We start from the raw sequence: 17,328 nt of genomic DNA on the forward strand, positions 1-17,328 counted from the left end.
TCACCGCCACAGCCCCCGTAAACCGGGACAGATGGCATTTCGACAGGAGTTTGGCGCCAATCATCTGCCGGACGGGCGTTAACAAAAAATCCTCCTGCGCTTATAAAGGCCGCCCCCAAAACCCGCGTGCTAGAGCTTCTGGTACGCGCGTGCAGTGAAAACAGAATGGAACAAACGACATGATCGATCTCGCAACCTGGAACCTCAGCGTTCCCGTTGGCAGCCCGCCCTACACCGTCGAAACCTCCAAACTGGTCAAAGGCTTCAAGAATCAATACTTCCATTCAGACACCGGCACCCTGTTTTTCTGGTCTCCGGTGACAGGCTCGAAAACCGAAAACGCCATCTACCCGCGCACCGAACTGCGCGAAACTTACAGCAACGGCACCTTGCGCAACTGGCTCTATCCAGACGCCGATAACTCGCTGCGCGCGACCCTGACGGTTAACAAAGTCCCCAGCTCGGGCAAGATCGTCATCGGCCAGATTCATGCGTATGAAAGCCAGAAACCGATGGTCAAGCTTGAGTATCAGTACAAAACCAAGACCGAAACCGGCAACCTCGTCATCAAAGTGCGCATGCACCCGGACGACGACGAAAGTCGCGTCATCACCTTGGCGACCGGGATCAAAATGGACCGCGAGTTCAACTACCTGATTCACCTGAGCCCGGGTGGCGCGCTTGGCATCAGTGCGGCGGGGTATCAGTGGGATTCGCAGATCAGCGCGACGTGGAGGAATAAACCGTTGTACTTCAAGGCTGGCGTTTATGTTCAGGACAACACCGGTTACACCAGCGAGGGTGGCCAGGTAACCTTCAGCAAGCTCGACATCGACCACGACAAATAACAAATTCCCCCCGACCTCTCGGCAAAACACATACCTCTGTGGCGAGGGGACTTGTCCCCGTTGGGTCGCGCAGCGGCCCCGCTCTGCCTCTGGAAAGCAGGGGCCTGCTGCGCAGTCCAACGGGGACAAGTCCCCTCGCCACAAGTCTGTATTCCCCAGCCAATCCCGTCGCTGTTTACCAAGTTGTTTAAAGACACTCAGCGTTACGTCATCCAGCCTACAACGCCTTGCGCCATTACCTACCACTAAGCCAGAATCCGCCGGCTTGTGCGCCTGGAGGGCCATCGGTAACTTGATTCGGGTCACTGATTCGCAGTGATCGGGTTTAGTAGCCCGTGGTTCGCGATGCGTATTTGCACTCCATGCAGTCAGGTATTTCTATATCTGCACTTGATGGTAGCTGTACGCAGGGCGCCTTCGGGCGCGCCGGTTCGCGTCTCCCCGGTCTACTAACCTGCGTTCAGCTGCCACCCCTTCGTTTAGTAGCGATCCGGTGTCGGCTTCATTTCCGGAGACGAAACATGACTATATCGACACCACATCCGCCGGCCACAGACCCGGCCTCCCCCTACGAATCCCTCGATTCGCGAAAACTCAACGAAGCCGCCGACCGCGCCCTCGATCACTACCTCTGCCCCGGCGCGCGCATCATGGCCACGGTCAACGAACCCGAAACCATGTACCTCGCCAACCCCGCCTACAACAGCGAATCCCTGCTGGCCAACGCCAGCGAAACCCTCGGCTCCGCCAGCGAAATGCTCAACAACTTCGCCGCAGTACTAGACCCCGCTCACCGCAAAACTGCGTTGGGTATTGCGCAATTGGTGATGCTTGGAGAATTGGCGGTGAATCAGGCACTGGATCATGTAGAGCCAACAATTTAATCGGCGGATGGCTCAAGCGTTCCAACTACGAAGAAAATGCGCACCCGGCGGGTTTCTTAGAAAAACCGATAATTGGTTCAATTTCTAACAGAACGACAAGTTCTAGTACTTGAGCGCAATCGAAATCGGAATCTCCCCTTAGCAACTAAAGCGCATAACACCAATGCCGAAAAGCTTTAAAAAACTGTCAACTATGACAGTTGCCATCAACTTGATAACAATAAATTATAGGCACCCACTCATGGAGAGTCTTGAAATGCCAACCACCATCACACCAATAACCCCAAGCCCTATACCTACAAGCGGCCCGGTTAATAGCTTACCGTTGCCAACATCCATCATCACTACCGCAGCTATCGCGCCCGCCCCTCACCTTGAAAAGTATATAGACAATGGCCAAGAATGCTTCAGGGTTGCAGCACCACTGCATATAAACACTAGACACCACGACGTCATCGGATTTCACTTGAAGAGTACCACCACTAACCCTCCTAGCTCATTCAATTTTGGCGGCGACATAGTCGACTCTAATTTTGAAAATAGAGGCATCCTTAACAACAACGGCATGTGCATCTCAGCCTACAGCATAGACAACATTAAAAACCTAGGAATTACGAGCGGGACATACAAACTTACGTACTCCCAAAGAAACGCCACCGGCATATTGGTCGTTGTATCTCTCTCAAACGGTTACGTGATCACTGTCTAATAGCGATGCATCGCATACAAGGGGGATCATTTACCTATCCACCTTGTATGCAACTCATGCTCTGCTCATCGTCACAATCATCCTGCTGTCTGAAAATAATCTACTCGATTAGATCCAAACAGGAGCATAACCGTCCGAAAACTCACTCCCGAAGGGTAATAGAAATAATGAAAATGCTCCGATTCTCTCGAAACGGAGCATTTATGTACGCGGCGAAATTGAGAGAGCTAGCATAGGTCGTGAGATTATTTTTTGCCTATCTCTTAACACATTCGGCGACTAGCCCGTCACTTCAAAACTGGTCTGCTAGTAGAAATACTCCCTGGGCACGTGGCTGAACACGAACAATCACCTAGAGATGGATGAAACCACATTCCCGACGCTGCGTCGTATGACGGAGGCCTTGAATGCGTGCCAACATATGAGGGGCCAAGGGAAGGGAAACAACCCACATCCCCTTCAAAGAATGGACCAACGCCTATCAATTCAAAACTCCCGTACCGCTTATCGAAATAAAGACCACGTGGAATACTGAACGATTTCACAGCACTTCGCGCCACTGCCTCTACTTCATCAGGTTCTGGACCAGTCTGCATGACCACTCCTTCAGCGTCCATACCCTTTATAGTGCCGCTAAAAGCACTTCCATCCTTGAGGTTTAACACGCCGACATCATCAATTCCAATTCGAATCTTCATCAAAGAACTCCTTTCGTTATTGAGCTTCCATCATTACGAACCTACCCGAACATCACCACTGTCAAAAATGACAGTTTTTAATAACTTTTTAGAATCACCAATTATCTTTTATTCCGAACAGAACATTTTGAACAGCAATCATTGCGGACCAATCATTGGGGACAGGAAATCATTGGGAAATCATTGGAGACGGATTCATTTAATTCCCCTCTTTGATTGGCGCCATCTTTCCAACCTTAAATCTAAACAGGTCGACAAAAATGTCATTATTTCCGAACGCGCCTCCAACCACCAGTACATTCCCTGGAAACATCACTCAAGTCCTGAACGCGATCCCTCCAAGAACTTCTGGAAATCCATCAACTGATCCACAAGCAATTCCAGCCCGACGGCTCATGTACATCTCTACACTGCTGATCAATCAGACTAAAAAAGATGACACCATCGAATTCTTCATATACGACGGCAATACACCCGCAAATAATATTTCAATTCACCAACAGGTTTTCGACGGCCCAAGGATATATGTATATATAAAATCACTTCAGAGATGAATCTCGAAAAGAAGCGAGGTTGAAAAAGTACCCGCCACGAAGTAGATATGGTTTGTACTACGAACAATACGATTCATCTCAAAACCTGAAGGCGGTCGGCCAACAATCATATTTCATCATTTGACTATCGACCGTATTGAGTTAAGTTCATCGCCATCTTTCGGCGCCAGCTATTTTGTAGCTCACTGATCCACTGAAAATTGTGCTCATGAATGTGTCGCAGTCACTAGGATGCTTCGCGTTAATCAACCAATCGACAGACCTCGATCCGGCTTAATCGTAGAAGCCTAAGGGAGGAATTTATTTAGTTGCCCGCTTTTCACTCAGTCTCAATCAAATTAAGGAATATCAGCTGCTGGTCTTACCTACCGATTTGCGCCTCAATCCCGAACCAACGGAGTCGTTCAGAGCCACCACCCGATCACCATCCCATTCCCGCTGCATATCAGCAAACAGCTCACCATTCACCCGACCGCGATGATTCACCAACACCTCAGTCACCGCCTCAGCAATTCGCTCTATAACGACGGCAGGCTTCTGTATCGCGCATTGTTTTCGACCGAACTCAATCAGTTGCTGCCGGTCCGGATAGGTTTTCACCTTATTCATCTTTATTGCCAACGTACGGTCAACCAATGAACGGCCAGATTTTGGATTGTAGTTTTCGTAGACCGTTGTAGTGGTGACATCGAAAACCGGTGCCAATCGCACCGTCTCTGGCAAAGCAGGGTTAGCGTAAATCACTCCGAAGTTTTTCAGATGCGCATCGCCGTTGCGCACCATCACCGAAAGGCAGACCGAGTGGTAGAACCGTTCCAATTCGCGAAGTGGATCGCCATGCCGGCAGACTTGGCCGATAACGGCAGCGAGGGTTTCATAGCTCTGGGAATACTTGTAATTGTCGTGAGGATCCTTGTTGAGTCCCAACAGAACGGCCATGTCTTCAAACCCCAGCCGCCCGTCCGCAGTCAGGTCAAAGCGCTCCATCACAAACAGATCGCCATTTTCAGACAGCCAGAATGGTGGTGTTTCCATTCCTTCAATACGCGCGACTTCCAGACAAAGAAATTCGTTTTGCGCCAAGTGTGCGTATTCATCCGCGCCTGACTTCACGATCAGGTCGGAACTGAGCCTGGTTTTTCGGCCGCCGGAGAGTTTGTCCAGGTCAGGCACCAACACCTTGGGCTGCACCCCTGAAATACCCGACTCGAAAACACCATGCGAAGCATCTGCCGACAGGATTTCCTGAAGCACACGTTGCTGACACTTGGCGTCGGATCGTAAGGCATGACCAGTGGCACTTCCCTGGAAGCGTCGGCAGATTCGTAGGCAAACGAAAACTGTGAGCCCTTGGACAATGCTCCGGATAAACCTTGCGCAGTGATGACGTTGAGCAATTTGACCTTACTCATCTTGCTCTACCAGCTCGGCGAGCGACTTCAGATCAATTCGGTTATCGACAATTTCCAGCGCCATGCCCAATGCTGATAAAACCCTGAACACGGTATAGAGCGCGACGTTCTCACCCGCCTCCAGATCAATGATGGTTTTACGATTGCACTTGGCTCGATGCGCCAGAATTGCCTGGCTGTAGCCTTTGGCTTGGCGCAGCTGGCGGAGCCTTCCGCCGAAGACTGGGGGATTATGTAGAAGCATTGATGTCACCTATATCGGACTTTATCCGTGCATTTGTCTGAGTATGTCCGCTATAGGTAACATTTCAAGCGCCGCGCGTCTTATTACCGGTGGATCAAATTACGCCCACAAAAAACCCGTCTCGCGACGGGTTTCTTTCAAATCAGCTCAACACCCAGTCTCAATTGACCTTGGCGTTCAACTCACCTTTCAGATAACGCTGATACATCGCTTCCAGCGAGATCGGTTTGATCTTCGAAGCGTTACCGGCAGTGCCGAAAGCTTCGTAGCGAGCAATACACACATCACGCATCGCGGTCACGGTCGCGCCGAAGAATTTACGCGGGTCGAATTCGCTTGGGTTGGTGGCCATCAGGCGACGCATTGCGCCGGTGGATGCCAGGCGCAGGTCGGTGTCGATGTTGACCTTGCGTACGCCGTGTTTGATGCCTTCGACGATTTCTTCAACCGGAACGCCGTAGGTTTCTTTGATGTCGCCGCCGTACTGGTTGATGATTGCCAGCCACTCTTGCGGCACCGACGAGGAACCGTGCATCACCAGGTGGGTGTTCGGGATGCGTTTGTGGATTTCCTTGATGCGGTCGATGGCCAGCACGTCGCCGGTAGGTGGCTTGGTGAATTTGTAAGCGCCGTGGCTGGTGCCGATGGCGATGGCCAGGGCGTCGACCTGGGTGCGTTTGACGAAGTCAGCGGCTTCTTCCGGGTCGGTGAGCATCTGGCTGTGATCGAGAACGCCTTCGGCGCCGATGCCGTCTTCTTCACCGGCCATGCCGGTTTCCAGCGAACCCAGGCAGCCCAGCTCGCCTTCTACCGAAACGCCGCAGGCGTGAGCCAGGGCTACGGTTTGTTGGGTAACGCGGACGTTGTAGTCGTAGTCGGTCGGGGTCTTGCCGTCTTCGCCCAGCGAGCCGTCCATCATTACCGAGCTGAAGCCCAGCTGGATCGAGCGCTGGCAAACGTCAGGGCTGGTGCCGTGGTCCTGGTGCATGCACACCGGGATGTGCGGGAATTCTTCGATAGCCGCGAGGATCAGGTGACGCAGGAATGGCGCGCCAGCGTATTTGCGAGCGCCGGCCGAAGCCTGGACGATCACCGGGGAGTCAGTCTTGTCAGCGGCTTCCATGATGGCGCGCATCTGCTCAAGGTTGTTGACGTTGAAGGCTGGAACGCCGTAGCCGAACTCGGCTGCGTGGTCCAGCATCTGGCGCATGCTGATAAGTGCCATTGTGTGTGTCTCTCCCGGTTTGGGTCGTTAATCGTGCCAGCCTGCCGGAGCGGCGGCGGCTATTCAAGTGATTGCGGATCGGGGGTCGAGGCCCGGCCCGGTGATTCGATAAAGCAAAATCTTGTATGTGACTCAACCTGTGGCGAGCGAGCTTGCTCGCGCTCGGCTGCGAAGCAGTCATTAAAAGCCTGGGACCGCTTCGCGCTCCAGCGGGAGCAAGCTCCCTCGCCACAACAAGTCATCATCCGTAAATCTGTTGGAGCTACTCGGCCTTGCAGCCACGGCCGATCAGATCATTGGTGGCGACCCAGTACACCAGGCCTTCCTCACCTTTGATGTGAAACGCCAGCATGTCGTCGCTGTACAGCGCACCCGAGGCGCCCGGCTGTTCTTTCAGGCGATAGACCTGATCGGCACCGCCGAGGCGCACATCGACTTCCTTGCGTCCGGCATCCGTGAAGCGCCAGAGGACTTTGGCCTGGCTGTCGCAGGTCCAGGTGGTCCAGTTATCCACAGGCGCGGAGGACTGGAACGGGTTCCACTGCGCGCAGCCACCCAACATTGCCAGCGCCGCAATGGCGATCAAGCCTTTCATCCGTATTCCTCGACCGACAGCACACGCCGCCAGCCCTGAGTAATGAGTCAGACCGGTCAAGGACAACCATGTTCCTTGGCCGGGGTTTGCGTCTCGTATTTTTCCAGACCGTCCGGCCCCGAGCGCTTGTTCAGCACCGGGTTGGTTTCGGCCTGCCATTCAGCCTGGTAGCAGCCTTTCCGGGCCTCGCCGGGTGCAGGCGTCGGCTCGGCCTTCGGGTTGCTCCCGCAGGCCGCCAACACACCGGTCAGCAATAACAGCGCTAACGACTTGACCATGTAAACACTCCTTTGCCTGGCCAAACGGGCGGCCTCAGGCCTTGGCCCGGGTTTCCAGGACTTCTACGGCCGGCAGCACTTTGCCTTCGACGAATTCGAGGAACGCGCCACCACCGGTGGAAATGTAGGAGATCTTTTCCGCTACGCCATATTTATCGATAGCCGCCAGCGTATCGCCACCGCCAGCAATCGAGAACGCATCGCTCTCGGCGATGGCTTCGGCCAGCACTTTGGTGCCGTTGCCGAACTGGTCGAATTCAAACACGCCGACCGGGCCGTTCCACAGAATGGTTTTCGACGACTTCAGCAGTTCGGCGAAGTTGGCAGCGGTCTGCGGGCCGATGTCCAGAATCATGTCGTCGGCAGCGACGTCAGCGATCAGCTTGACGGTGGCTTCAGCCGTTTCAGCAAATTCCTTGGCGACTACAACGTCCACTGGCAGCGGCACGCTGACTTTGGCGGCGATGGCGCGAGCGGTGTCGAGCAGGTCCGGCTCGTACAGCGACTTGCCGACCGGATGACCGGCAGCAGCCAGGAAGGTGTTGGCGATGCCGCCGCCGACGATCAATTGATTGCAGATCTGGCTCAGGCTGTTCAGCACGTCGAGTTTGGTCGAGACCTTGGAGCCGGCAACGATGGCGGCCATCGGTTGCGCCGGAGCGCCCAATGCCTTGCCCAGTGCGTCCAGCTCAGCCGCCAGCAGCGGGCCGGCGGCAGCGACTTTGGCAAACTTGGCCACGCCGTGCGTCGAACCCTCGGCGCGGTGGGCGGTGCCGAAAGCATCCATCACGAACACGTCGCACAGGGCAGCGTATTGCTGGGCCAGTTCGTCGGCGTTCTTTTTCTCGCCCTTGTTGAAGCGCACGTTTTCGAACAGCACGATGTCGCCCGCCTTGACGTCAACGCCGCCAAGGTAATCGGCCACCAGCGGCACTTCGCGGCCCAAGGCCTTGCTCAGGTAGTCAGCAACAGGCTTGAGGCTGTTCTCGGCAGAGAATTCGCCTTCGGTCGGACGGCCAAGGTGCGAGCAGACCATCACCGCCGCGCCTTTTTCCAGGGCCAGCTTGATGGTCGGCAGCGAAGCCAGGATGCGCGCGTCGCTGGTGACAACACCGTCCTTGACTGGGACGTTGAGGTCTTCGCGGATCAATACGCGCTTACCTTGCAGATCGAGGTCGGACATCTTCAACACGGTCATGGGTCGCACTTCCTGAAATAGCTGTTCTTAGAGAGCAGGTTTTTTTGAAATCGCTGTTTGCAGATAGTGATCTGCAACGTCCAGCATTCGGTTGGCAAAACCCCATTCGTTGTCGAACCAGGCCAGGATGTTTACCAGCCGAGGGCCGGAAACGCGGGTCTGACTGGCATCGACGATGGCCGAATGTGGGTCATGATTAAAATCGCAGCTTGCGTGGGGAAGCTCGGTGTAAGCCAACAGGCCTTTGAGCGGGCCACTGGTAGCGGCGTCGCGCAGAATCCGGTTGACCTCGTTGGCGTCGGTGTCGCTCGCGGTCTGCATCGTGATGTCGAGGCAGGACACGTTGACCGTCGGCACGCGCACGGCTTTGGCCTGAATTCGCCCGGCAAGTTCCGGCAGCAGGCGTTCGATGCCGCGCGCCAGACCAGTGGACACCGGGATCACCGACTGGAACGCCGAACGGGTGCGACGCAGGTCTTCGTGGTGATAGGCGTCGATCACTGGCTGATCGTTCATCGCCGAGTGAATCGTGGTGATGGACACGTAATCCAGACCGATCGCCTGATCGAGCAAACGCAACAGCGGCACGCCGCAGTTGGTGGTGCAGGAAGCGTTGGACACCAGCAGTTCGTCGCCAGTCAGGCAATCCTGATTGACGCCGTAGACGATGGTGGCGTCGACATCCGCCTCGCTGGCCATTGGCTGCGAGAACAACACCCGTGGCGCGCCGGCGTCGAGGAAACGCTGGCCGTCTTCACGGGTGTTGTAGGCGCCGGAGCATTCGAGCACCAGATCGACGCCCAGCGACGCCCAATCGATGCCTTCGGGGGTGGCACTGCGCAGGACCTTCACGCAGTCGCCATTAATATGCAGACAATCGCCGTCGATCCGCACTTCGCCGGGAAACCGGCCGTGGGTGGAGTCGAAGCGTGTCAGGTATTCAATGCTGGCCATGTCAGCCAGATCGTTGATCGCGACAATTTCAAACCCGGCACTCGCCCCTCGCTCGAACAACGCACGCAAGACGCAACGACCAATCCGGCCGTAGCCGTTGAGTGCAACTTTGTAGGGACGCGGTTGAGGCATGGGGTTCTCGATAGAATTCGCTAACAACACAAGCCCTCTGTAGGAGCTGCCGAAGGCTGCGATCTTTTGATCTTGCTGTTTAAGAGATCAAGATCAATAGATCGCAGCCTTCGGCAGCTCCTACAAGAGAACGCGGTGACCGGGGCCACCGCATTTGTACTGCTTAGTCTTCCAGCAGCTCTTCAGCCTGACCCAGGATGTTTTCCAGGGTGAAGCCGAACTCTTCGAACAGCGCCGAAGCCGGAGCCGATTCGCCGTAGGTGGTCATGCCGATCACGCGACCTTCCAGACCCACGTACTTGAACCAGAAGTCGGCGTGAGCCGCTTCGATCGCGATACGTGCGCTGACCTGCAACGGCAGGACGGCTTGCTTGTAGCCCGCGTCCTGAGCGTCGAACGCGCTGGTGCACGGCATGGAAACCACGCGTACCTTGCGGCCTTGCTCGGTCAGTTTGTCGAAGGCTTGAACAGCCAGGCCGACTTCCGAACCGGTGGCGATCAGGATCAGCTCAGGCTCGCCTGCGCAGTCCTTCAACACGTAACCGCCACGGGCGATGTCGGCGATCTGGCCGGCATCACGGGTTTGGTGCTGCAGATTCTGGCGCGAGAAGATCAGCGCCGACGGGCCGTCCTTGCGCTCCAGAGCCTGTTTCCATGCCACTGCCGATTCAACGGCATCGGCTGGACGCCAGGTGTCGAGGTTCGGCGTGGTACGCAGGCTGGTCAATTGCTCGATTGGCTGGTGCGTCGGGCCGTCTTCGCCCAGACCGATGGAGTCGTGGGTGTAGACGTGGATCACACGCTGCTTCATCAGAGCGGACATGCGCACTGCGTTGCGCGCGTATTCCATGAACATCAGGAAGGTCGCGCCGTAAGGCACCAGACCGCCGTGCAGGGCGACGCCGTTCATGATGGCGGTCATGCCGAATTCGCGCACGCCGTAGTACATGTAGTTGCCGCTGGCATCTTCAGCGTTGACGCCTTTGCAACCGCTCCACAGAGTCAGGTTGGAACCCGCCAGGTCAGCCGAACCGCCGAGCAGTTCCGGCAGCAGCGGGCCGAACGCGTTCAGGGTGTTCTGGCTGGCTTTACGGCTGGCGATGGTTTCGCCCTTGGCAGCCACTTCAGCGATGTAAGCCGAGGCTTTCTCGGAGAAGTCGGCCGGCAACTCGCCGCTCAGACGACGGATCAGTTCGTTGGCTTCGGTCGGGAACGCGGCGGAGTAAGCAGCGAAACGCTGATCCCACTCGGCTTCGACAGCGCGGCCGCTTTCCTTGGCATCCCACTCGGCATAGATGTCGGCCGGGATTTCGAACGGGCCGTGGTTCCAGTTCAGCGCCTGACGGGTCAGAGCGATTTCCGCGTCACCCAGCGGGGCGCCGTGGCAATCTTCCTTGCCTTGCTTGTTCGGCGAACCGAAACCGATGGTGGTCTTGCAGCAGATCAGGGTCGGCTGCGCGCTCTTGCGCGCGGTCTCGATGGCGATCTTGATTTCTTCAGGATCGTGACCGTCAACGTTGCGGATCACTTGCCAGTTGTAGGCTTCGAAACGCTTCGGCGTGTCGTCGGTGAACCAGCCTTCGACTTCGCCGTCGATGGAGATGCCGTTGTCATCGTAGAAAGCGATCAGCTTGCCCAGACCCAAAGTACCGGCCAGGGAAGCGACTTCATGGGAAATGCCTTCCATCATGCAGCCATCACCCAGGAACACGTAGGTGTGGTGGTCGACGATGTTGTGGCCAGGACGGTTGAACTGCGCGCCCATGACTTTTTCTGCCAGCGCGAAGCCCACGGCGTTGGCCAGACCCTGACCCAACGGGCCGGTGGTGGTTTCAACGCCCGGGGTGTAACCCAGCTCCGGGTGACCCGGAGTGCGGCTGTGCAATTGACGGAATTGCTTTAGGTCGTCGATCGACAGGTCGTAACCGGTCAGGTGCAGCAGCGAGTAGATCAACATCGAGCCGTGGCCGTTGGACAGCACGAAGCGGTCACGGTCGGCGAACGATGGATTGCTCGGGTTGTGCTTGAGGTAGTCACGCCAAAGTACTTCGGCGATATCCGCCATACCCATCGGGGCACCGGGATGGCCGCTGTTGGCTTTTTGCACGGCATCCATGCTGAGGGCACGAATGGCGTTGGCACGCTCACGACGGCTAGGCATCGCTGATCTCCTGGGGGCTTGAATAAAACGAATCGGAAAAAAGGCGAGCATTTTCCCTCACCGGGACGCCTTGGGGCAATGACAGATAGTCATCCGAAGGCGTTTTTCCCATGGATAGCGGCGGTTTCGGCTGGTGAAACCTTTCCGCTACAGGTTTGTAGAGTTAACCGACCAGTGAGAAGTGCCAAAAAACGCCATCCATCGTGCAATATCAAAACTTTTTGATATTGGCCTTGCGGTGTTTTCCGGCCGTCTCTAGACTGCTGGCCCTATGAACTTACGTGTGCCCTCCATTCGCCATGACGACTGCGACGAGCTGGCAGCCTTGTGCAAGGCTGGCGGTGATCCGCTGCGGCTGAATGTCTTGCGCGCGCTGGCCAACGATTCGTTCGGTGTACTGGAGCTGGCGCAGATTTTCGGTATCGGTCAGTCCGGCATGAGCCATCACCTCAAGGTGTTGGCGCAAGCCGATCTGGTGGCGACGCGCCGCGAAGGTAATGCGATCTTTTATCGCCGCGCCCTGCCGCACACCGAACTGCTGGGCGGCAAGCTGCACGCCGCGCTGCTCGAAGAAGTCGACAATCTGATCCTGCCAGACGACGTGCAGGCACGGATCGCCCAGGTTCACGGGCAACGGGCTGCCAACAGCCAGGATTTTTTCGCACGAGTAGCGGAGAAATTTCGCGCCCAGCAAGATTTGATTGCCGGCCTGCCGCAGTACCGTGAAAGCGTGCTGGCCCTGCTCGACAAGCTGAACTTCAAGGACGCTGCCACAGCCATTGAAGTCGGCCCCGGTGACGGTGCTTTTCTACCGGAACTGGCGCGCCGCTTCAGTGCCGTGACTGCGCTGGACAACAGCGCGGCGATGCTCGAACTGGCGCGTCAGGTGTGCGTTCGTGAACAACTGGCTAACGTCAGCCTGCAATTGGCCGATGCATTGAATGGCGTGAGCCTGCAGGCCGATTGCGTGGTGTTGAACATGGTGCTGCACCATTTCGCCGCGCCGGCCGATGCGCTCAAGCACATGGCCAGCCTGCTGCAACCGGGCGGTAGCCTGCTCGTGACAGAGTTATGTAGCCACAACCAGAGTTGGGCCAGGGAGGCCTGCGGTGATCTGTGGTTGGGGTTTGAACAGGACGATTTGGCCCGTTGGGCCACCGCTGCGGGACTCGTTCCCGGGGAAAGCCTCTATGTAGGCTTACGTAATGGTTTCCAGATCCAGGTCCGCCATTTTCAGCGACCGGCTGGCGACACTCACCATCGGTAAATTCAGGAAAAAATCGAGATGAGCGAATACTCCCTCTTCACCTCCGAGTCCGTGTCCGAAGGGCACCCGGACAAAATCGCCGACCAGATTTCCGATGCGGTGCTGGACGCCATCATCACCCAGGACAAGCACGCACGCGTTGCGGTGGAAACCCTGGTCAAGACTGGCGTGGCCATCGTTGCCGGTGAAGTGACTACCAGCGCCTGGGTCGATCTGGAAGAGATCGTGCGTAACGTGATTCTCGACATCGGCTACAACAGCTCCGACGTCGGCTTCGACGGCGCGACCTGCGGCGTGATGAATATCATCGGCAAGCAGTCCCCTGACATCAACCAGGGTGTCGACCGTGCCAAGCCTGAAGATCAGGGCGCCGGCGACCAGGGCCTGATGTTCGGCTACGCGAGCAACGAAACCGACGTGCTGATGCCAGCACCGATCACCTTCTCGCACCAGTTGGTGCAGCGCCAGGCCGAAGCCCGTAAATCGGGTCTGCTGCCTTGGCTGCGTCCAGACGCCAAGTCGCAAGTGACTTGCCGTTACGAAGGCGGCAAGGTTGTCGGGATCGACGCGGTTGTTCTGTCGACCCAGCACAACCCGGAAGTGTCGTACAAAGACCTGCGCGAAGGCGTGATGGAGCTGATCGTCAAGCACGTACTGCCTGCCGAACTGCTGAGCAAAGACACCCAGTTCCACATCAACCCGACCGGCCAGTTCATCATCGGCGGCCCGGTAGGTGACTGCGGTCTGACCGGTCGCAAGATCATCGTCGACAGCTACGGCGGCATGGCCCGTCACGGCGGCGGCGCGTTCTCCGGTAAAGATCCATCGAAGGTTGACCGTTCGGCGGCCTACGCCGGTCGTTACGTGGCGAAAAACATCGTTGCCGCCGGCCTGGCCGAGCGTTGCGAGATTCAGGTTTCCTACGCGATCGGTGTGGCTCAGCCTACGTCGATCTCGCTGAACACCTTCGGCACTGGCAAGATCAGCGACGACAAAATCGTCAAACTGGTACGTGAAGTGTTCGACCTGCGTCCATACGCGATCACCACCATGCTCGACCTGCTGCACCCGATGTACCAGGAAACTGCAGCCTACGGCCACTTCGGCCGCACCTCGCAGACCAAGACTGTTGGCGAAGACACCTTCACCACCTTCACTTGGGAAAAAACCGACCGCGCCGACGCCCTGCGTTCCGCTGCTGGTCTGTAATTTTCTGGCTGCATGAAAAGCCCCGCACGGTTTGCGCCGTGCGGGGCTTTTTATTGCCTGAAGACGCTGCGAAACACCCCGCAAAACACCCGCCCGACCTCGCGCAAAATCCTGACTAGCCTTCAGGGTTCCCTATGAGCAAGGACGCTCGCGATGCGTTTTTCTTTCCTGATTCTGCTTAGCTTCATCAGCCTCACTGCCCACTCCGCCCAATGCCCGAACTGGCCCGCTGACCAGGCAGAACGCGAAATCACCTCTCTGCAAACGCAGATCGACCGATGGGACGACGCCTACCATCGCGAAGGCCGATCCCTGATCGCCGATGAACTCTATGACCAATCTCGCTCGCGACTGAGTGTATGGCGACAGTGTTTCAAACTCCCTGTAGCACCTGATCCAGTTCGCACGGCATCTGGCACGGTCGCACACCCCATCGCTCACACCGGCCTGGAAAAACGCCACGACGCAACGGCGATTGAAGCCTGGCTGCGCGATCGCAAAGACGTTTGGATACAACCCAAAATCGACGGCGTGGCAGTTACGCTGGTTTATCGCGGCGGCCGGTTGCAACAGGCAATCAGCCGTGGCGATGGGGTTCGCGGGCAGGACTGGACTGTGTCGGCGCAGAAGATCGCCACCATTCCTCAGAGATTGAAGCAGCCACAAGATCTGCTGGTTCAGGGCGAACTTTACTGGCGACTCGACGAGCATGTGCAGTCCCGCTCCGGCAGCCTCAATGCGCGCGCCACCGTCGCCGGACTGATGGGGCGCAAGACATTGAGCGCGGAGCAAGCGTCAGGATTAGGTCTGTTTGTCTGGGACTGGCCGCAAGGACCGGCTGATCTGCCTGCACGAAATTCGACCTTGGAGCAATTGGGTTTCGCTTCGACGTCGGCTTACAGCCAATCAATCACCAAACTCGCCGACGCAGAAAAATGGCGCGATCACTGGTATCGCTCTCCACTGCCCTTCGCCACCGACGGCGTGGTTCTGCGCCACAGTCAGCGCCCACCCGCCGAACGCTGGCAAGCACGCCCACCCTACTGGGCCGTCGCCTGGAAATACCCGTTCGCCCAAGCGTTGGCCGATGTGCGCAAGGTCAACTTCAAGATCGGCCGTACCGGGCGCATCACGCCGGTGCTGGATCTGGAACCGGTGATGCTCGACGACCGGCAGATCAAACGGGTTAGCGTCAGTTCGCTCAAGCGCTGGCGAGAGCTGGACATTCGGCCCGGCGATCAGATTGCAATCAGTCTGGCCGGGCTGACAATCCCGCGTCTCGACAGTGTCGTGCTTCGTGCGACTGAACGTGCAGAAATGCACATTCCAGTCGCCAGTGACTTTCACCCACTAAGCTGCTGGCAACCGACGCCGGGCTGCGAGAGTCAGTTCCTCGCCCGCTTGACCTGGCTCAGCGGCAAAAAGGGGTTGGCGCTGACGCACGTCGGTCCCGGTACCTGGGAGAAACTTCTCGAAACAGGCCAGCTGAAAAGCCTGCTGGATTGGTTGACCCTCGACGGGCCAGAGCTTGCTAACATTGCCGGCCTTGGCGAACGCAGCAGCGCGCGCCTGCTGGAGAGTTTTCACAGCGCCCGCCAGCGACCGTTTGCACAATGGCTCAAAGCCCTCGGACTGCCGCCGACCGGCCAGGCGCAATTGGCTGATTCATGGCAGGCGCTGGCACAACGTGACGCTGCACAATGGCAGGCAGAACCCGGAATCGGCCCCGGTCGCGCGGCGCAATTGAACGCATTTTTCCGCGACCCGCAGGTGCTGGCCCTGAGAGACACCTTGCAAGCCGCCGGCATCGACGGCTTCTGAATATGTAATCCCCGGCACGCCGGGAACCCAAAGTCGCCGAGGCGCTCCAACTGCGCAGTGCCTCACCGACCCGAATGTCTTTGCACATGGAGCTTTTATGAAATTTTATGCACCGCTCGCCCTGCTGACACTTTGCGGCGTGATGGCCGCCCCCCTGATGGCCGCTGAAGATGCGCCAGGGCTGACCGGTTGCGCTGCCAAGAAGCAGGGCATCATCAACCAGATCGAACAAGCCAAATCACGCGGCAACGCTGATCAGCAGGCGGGTCTGGAAACCGCTCTGCGCGAAGTGACTGAACATTGCACTGACGCTGGCCTGAAGAAAGAACGCGAAAACAAGGTGCTCGACGCCAAGCACGAAGTCAGCCAGCGCCAGGCTGATCTGGACAAGGCCATGAAGAAAGGCGATCCGGAGAAGATCGACAAGCGCAAAAACAAACTCGCCGAGTCGCGCAAGGAACTGCAGGACGCGCTGGACGAACTGGATAAATAATCGAAGATCCCTGTGGCGAGGGAGCTTGCTCCCGCTGGAGGCCGAAGGACTCCCGGTTCGTCCGGGCGCCGATATTGGGGCCGCTGCGCAGCCCAGCGGGAGCAAGCTCCCTCGCCACAGTTACTCAGATCAATGATCACGAAATTCTTTATGGCAAGCGCTGCAGGCATCTTCAACCTTCTGCACCGCTGGCCCGAGATTGCTGGCCTTGTACGGCTGAACCTTGCTGGCAATCACCAATTCACCGGTGGCCGCTTCAAGGGTACGAGCCATTTCCTGAAAGCGCGCCTGCTTCTGCCAGACATCGTCCTTGGCGCTGGTGTGATCTTCCTCGCGCACCTGCGGGAAGTGTTTCCACGGTTCATGCGACAAGGCATCCAGCTTGACCGCGCCGTCGGCGAATTTCGGCCCGTCGAACGGAATGCGCCCGCGCAGCATGCCGCCCAGATCTTCGCCGGTCTTGAGCATCTGTTTGAAGATGGCCTTGCGCTGGCCCAGCGGGGAGTCTGGATCGACACCGCCACAGGCGGACAAAGTCAGGCAGGCCAGCAATACAACAGAAAGTCTTTTAAAAGTCATGGTGGCTTCAGGTCACGGAAATCGGCGGCCAGTATCCCCGCGTCACGGGCAAACACCAATAGCCCTA

The 17,328-nt window shown here is 57.2% G+C and carries 17 protein-coding genes; 8 read left to right on the forward strand and 9 right to left on the reverse strand.

From position 1 onward, the window contains the following. Window positions 1-179 precede the first annotated feature (179 nt). The 4 genes from ACP7BN_RS16065 to ACP7BN_RS16080 all read left to right on the forward strand — a co-directional run bounded on the left by ACP7BN_RS16065 (window position 180) and on the right by ACP7BN_RS16080 (window position 3,506). Window positions 180-848, forward strand: a complete 669-nt coding sequence (locus ACP7BN_RS16065) for a polysaccharide lyase family 7 protein (protein WP_420647310.1) — start codon at window positions 180-182, stop codon at window positions 846-848. A gap of 521 nt (window positions 849-1,369) precedes the next feature. Beyond that, window positions 1,370-1,732: a DUF6124 family protein gene (locus ACP7BN_RS16070; RefSeq protein ID WP_426205212.1), complete on the forward strand. Its 363-nt coding sequence runs from the start codon at window positions 1,370-1,372 to the stop codon at window positions 1,730-1,732. 256 nt (window positions 1,733-1,988) lie between these two features. Continuing rightward, window positions 1,989-2,441: a hypothetical protein gene (locus ACP7BN_RS16075; RefSeq protein WP_426205213.1), complete on the forward strand. Its 453-nt coding sequence runs from the start codon at window positions 1,989-1,991 to the stop codon at window positions 2,439-2,441. 594 nt (window positions 2,442-3,035) lie between these two features. Next, entirely contained in the window at window positions 3,036-3,506 is a 471-nt protein-coding gene (locus ACP7BN_RS16080) for a hypothetical protein (RefSeq protein WP_426205214.1), read from the forward strand. Between the two features lie 535 nt (window positions 3,507-4,041). Here the strand turns inward: ACP7BN_RS16080 and ACP7BN_RS16085 are convergent. From ACP7BN_RS16085 to tkt, 8 genes are all read right to left on the reverse strand, one after another. Further along, complete coding sequence (locus tag ACP7BN_RS16085) at window positions 4,042-4,947, reverse strand: HipA domain-containing protein (protein WP_426205215.1); 906 nt, start codon at window positions 4,945-4,947, stop codon at window positions 4,042-4,044. Between the two features lie 150 nt (window positions 4,948-5,097). Continuing rightward, window positions 5,098-5,349, reverse strand: a complete 252-nt coding sequence (locus tag ACP7BN_RS16090) for a helix-turn-helix transcriptional regulator (RefSeq protein WP_426205216.1) — start codon at window positions 5,347-5,349, stop codon at window positions 5,098-5,100. Between the two features lie 160 nt (window positions 5,350-5,509). Then, window positions 5,510-6,574, reverse strand: coding sequence for a class II fructose-bisphosphate aldolase (fba, locus tag ACP7BN_RS16095; RefSeq protein WP_027617054.1), 1,065 nt, complete (start codon window positions 6,572-6,574; stop codon window positions 5,510-5,512). 262 nt (window positions 6,575-6,836) lie between these two features. Further along, window positions 6,837-7,169, reverse strand: coding sequence for an MliC family protein (locus tag ACP7BN_RS16100; protein ID WP_426205217.1), 333 nt, complete (start codon window positions 7,167-7,169; stop codon window positions 6,837-6,839). Between the two features lie 56 nt (window positions 7,170-7,225). Continuing rightward, the gene (locus ACP7BN_RS16105; protein ID WP_426205218.1) at window positions 7,226-7,447 is read right to left on the reverse strand and encodes a hypothetical protein; all 222 of its coding nucleotides are present in this window, start codon (window positions 7,445-7,447) and stop codon (window positions 7,226-7,228) included. Between the two features lie 34 nt (window positions 7,448-7,481). Continuing rightward, on the reverse strand, window positions 7,482-8,645 hold the full coding sequence (locus tag ACP7BN_RS16110; protein ID WP_426205219.1) for a phosphoglycerate kinase: 1,164 nt from the start codon (window positions 8,643-8,645) through the stop codon (window positions 7,482-7,484). A 27-nt stretch (window positions 8,646-8,672) separates the two neighbouring features. Beyond that, window positions 8,673-9,731 carry an erythrose-4-phosphate dehydrogenase gene (epd, locus tag ACP7BN_RS16115; protein ID WP_426205220.1) on the reverse strand — a complete coding sequence of 353 codons (1,059 nt, stop codon included), beginning with the start codon at window positions 9,729-9,731 and terminating at the stop codon, window positions 8,673-8,675. Between the two features lie 163 nt (window positions 9,732-9,894). Next, the gene (gene tkt / locus ACP7BN_RS16120; RefSeq protein WP_426205221.1) at window positions 9,895-11,892 is read right to left on the reverse strand and encodes a transketolase; all 1,998 of its coding nucleotides are present in this window, start codon (window positions 11,890-11,892) and stop codon (window positions 9,895-9,897) included. Between the two features lie 271 nt (window positions 11,893-12,163). Between tkt and ACP7BN_RS16125 the strand changes: the two genes are divergently transcribed. The 4 genes from ACP7BN_RS16125 (at window position 12,164) to ACP7BN_RS16140 (ending at window position 16,682) form a co-directional block, all read left to right on the forward strand. Further along, entirely contained in the window at window positions 12,164-13,159 is a 996-nt protein-coding gene (locus ACP7BN_RS16125; RefSeq protein ID WP_426205222.1) for an ArsR/SmtB family transcription factor, read from the forward strand. A gap of 18 nt (window positions 13,160-13,177) precedes the next feature. Beyond that, window positions 13,178-14,368, forward strand: coding sequence for a methionine adenosyltransferase (metK, locus tag ACP7BN_RS16130; protein WP_420647321.1), 1,191 nt, complete (start codon window positions 13,178-13,180; stop codon window positions 14,366-14,368). A 153-nt stretch (window positions 14,369-14,521) separates the two neighbouring features. Then, window positions 14,522-16,189 (forward strand): NAD-dependent DNA ligase LigB, encoded by a 1,668-nt coding sequence (gene ligB / locus ACP7BN_RS16135; RefSeq protein ID WP_426205223.1) that lies wholly within the window; start codon window positions 14,522-14,524, stop codon window positions 16,187-16,189. A 97-nt stretch (window positions 16,190-16,286) separates the two neighbouring features. Further along, complete coding sequence (locus tag ACP7BN_RS16140; protein ID WP_426205224.1) at window positions 16,287-16,682, forward strand: DUF1090 domain-containing protein; 396 nt, start codon at window positions 16,287-16,289, stop codon at window positions 16,680-16,682. A 129-nt stretch (window positions 16,683-16,811) separates the two neighbouring features. Here the strand turns inward: ACP7BN_RS16140 and ACP7BN_RS16145 are convergent, their stop codons facing one another. Then, window positions 16,812-17,261, reverse strand: coding sequence for a c-type cytochrome (locus ACP7BN_RS16145; RefSeq protein ID WP_420647324.1), 450 nt, complete (start codon window positions 17,259-17,261; stop codon window positions 16,812-16,814). Window positions 17,262-17,328: the final 67 nt, after the last annotated feature.

It is taken from the genome of Pseudomonas sp. TWP3-1, assembly GCF_049896625.1.
GTDB lineage: Bacteria > Pseudomonadota > Gammaproteobacteria > Pseudomonadales > Pseudomonadaceae > Aquipseudomonas.

Excerpts from the sequence above, each read along its gene's own strand:
- ACP7BN_RS16090 (WP_426205216.1), bottom strand. The coding sequence starts at position 5,349 with ATGCTTCTACATAATCCCCCAGTCTTCGGCGGAAGGCTCCGCCAGCTG.
- ACP7BN_RS16100 (WP_426205217.1), bottom strand. The coding sequence starts at position 7,169 with ATGAAAGGCTTGATCGCCATTGCGGCGCTGGCAATGTTGGGTGGCTGC.
- ACP7BN_RS16145 (WP_420647324.1), bottom strand. The coding sequence starts at position 17,261 with ATGACTTTTAAAAGACTTTCTGTTGTATTGCTGGCCTGCCTGACTTTG.
- ACP7BN_RS16110 (WP_426205219.1), bottom strand. The coding sequence starts at position 8,645 with ATGACCGTGTTGAAGATGTCCGACCTCGATCTGCAAGGTAAGCGCGTA.
- ACP7BN_RS16125 (WP_426205222.1), top strand. The coding sequence starts at position 12,164 with ATGAACTTACGTGTGCCCTCCATTCGCCATGACGACTGCGACGAGCTG.
- ACP7BN_RS16070 (WP_426205212.1), top strand. The coding sequence starts at position 1,370 with ATGACTATATCGACACCACATCCGCCGGCCACAGACCCGGCCTCCCCC.
- ACP7BN_RS16080 (WP_426205214.1), top strand. The coding sequence starts at position 3,036 with ATGACCACTCCTTCAGCGTCCATACCCTTTATAGTGCCGCTAAAAGCA.
- ACP7BN_RS16075 (WP_426205213.1), top strand. The coding sequence starts at position 1,989 with ATGCCAACCACCATCACACCAATAACCCCAAGCCCTATACCTACAAGC.
- ligB (WP_426205223.1), top strand. The coding sequence starts at position 14,522 with ATGCGTTTTTCTTTCCTGATTCTGCTTAGCTTCATCAGCCTCACTGCC.
- epd (WP_426205220.1), bottom strand. The coding sequence starts at position 9,731 with ATGCCTCAACCGCGTCCCTACAAAGTTGCACTCAACGGCTACGGCCGG.
- ACP7BN_RS16140 (WP_426205224.1), top strand. The coding sequence starts at position 16,287 with ATGAAATTTTATGCACCGCTCGCCCTGCTGACACTTTGCGGCGTGATG.
- metK (WP_420647321.1), top strand. The coding sequence starts at position 13,178 with ATGAGCGAATACTCCCTCTTCACCTCCGAGTCCGTGTCCGAAGGGCAC.
- fba (WP_027617054.1), bottom strand. The coding sequence starts at position 6,574 with ATGGCACTTATCAGCATGCGCCAGATGCTGGACCACGCAGCCGAGTTC.
- ACP7BN_RS16065 (WP_420647310.1), top strand. The coding sequence starts at position 180 with ATGATCGATCTCGCAACCTGGAACCTCAGCGTTCCCGTTGGCAGCCCG.
- tkt (WP_426205221.1), bottom strand. The coding sequence starts at position 11,892 with ATGCCTAGCCGTCGTGAGCGTGCCAACGCCATTCGTGCCCTCAGCATG.
- ACP7BN_RS16105 (WP_426205218.1), bottom strand. The coding sequence starts at position 7,447 with ATGGTCAAGTCGTTAGCGCTGTTATTGCTGACCGGTGTGTTGGCGGCC.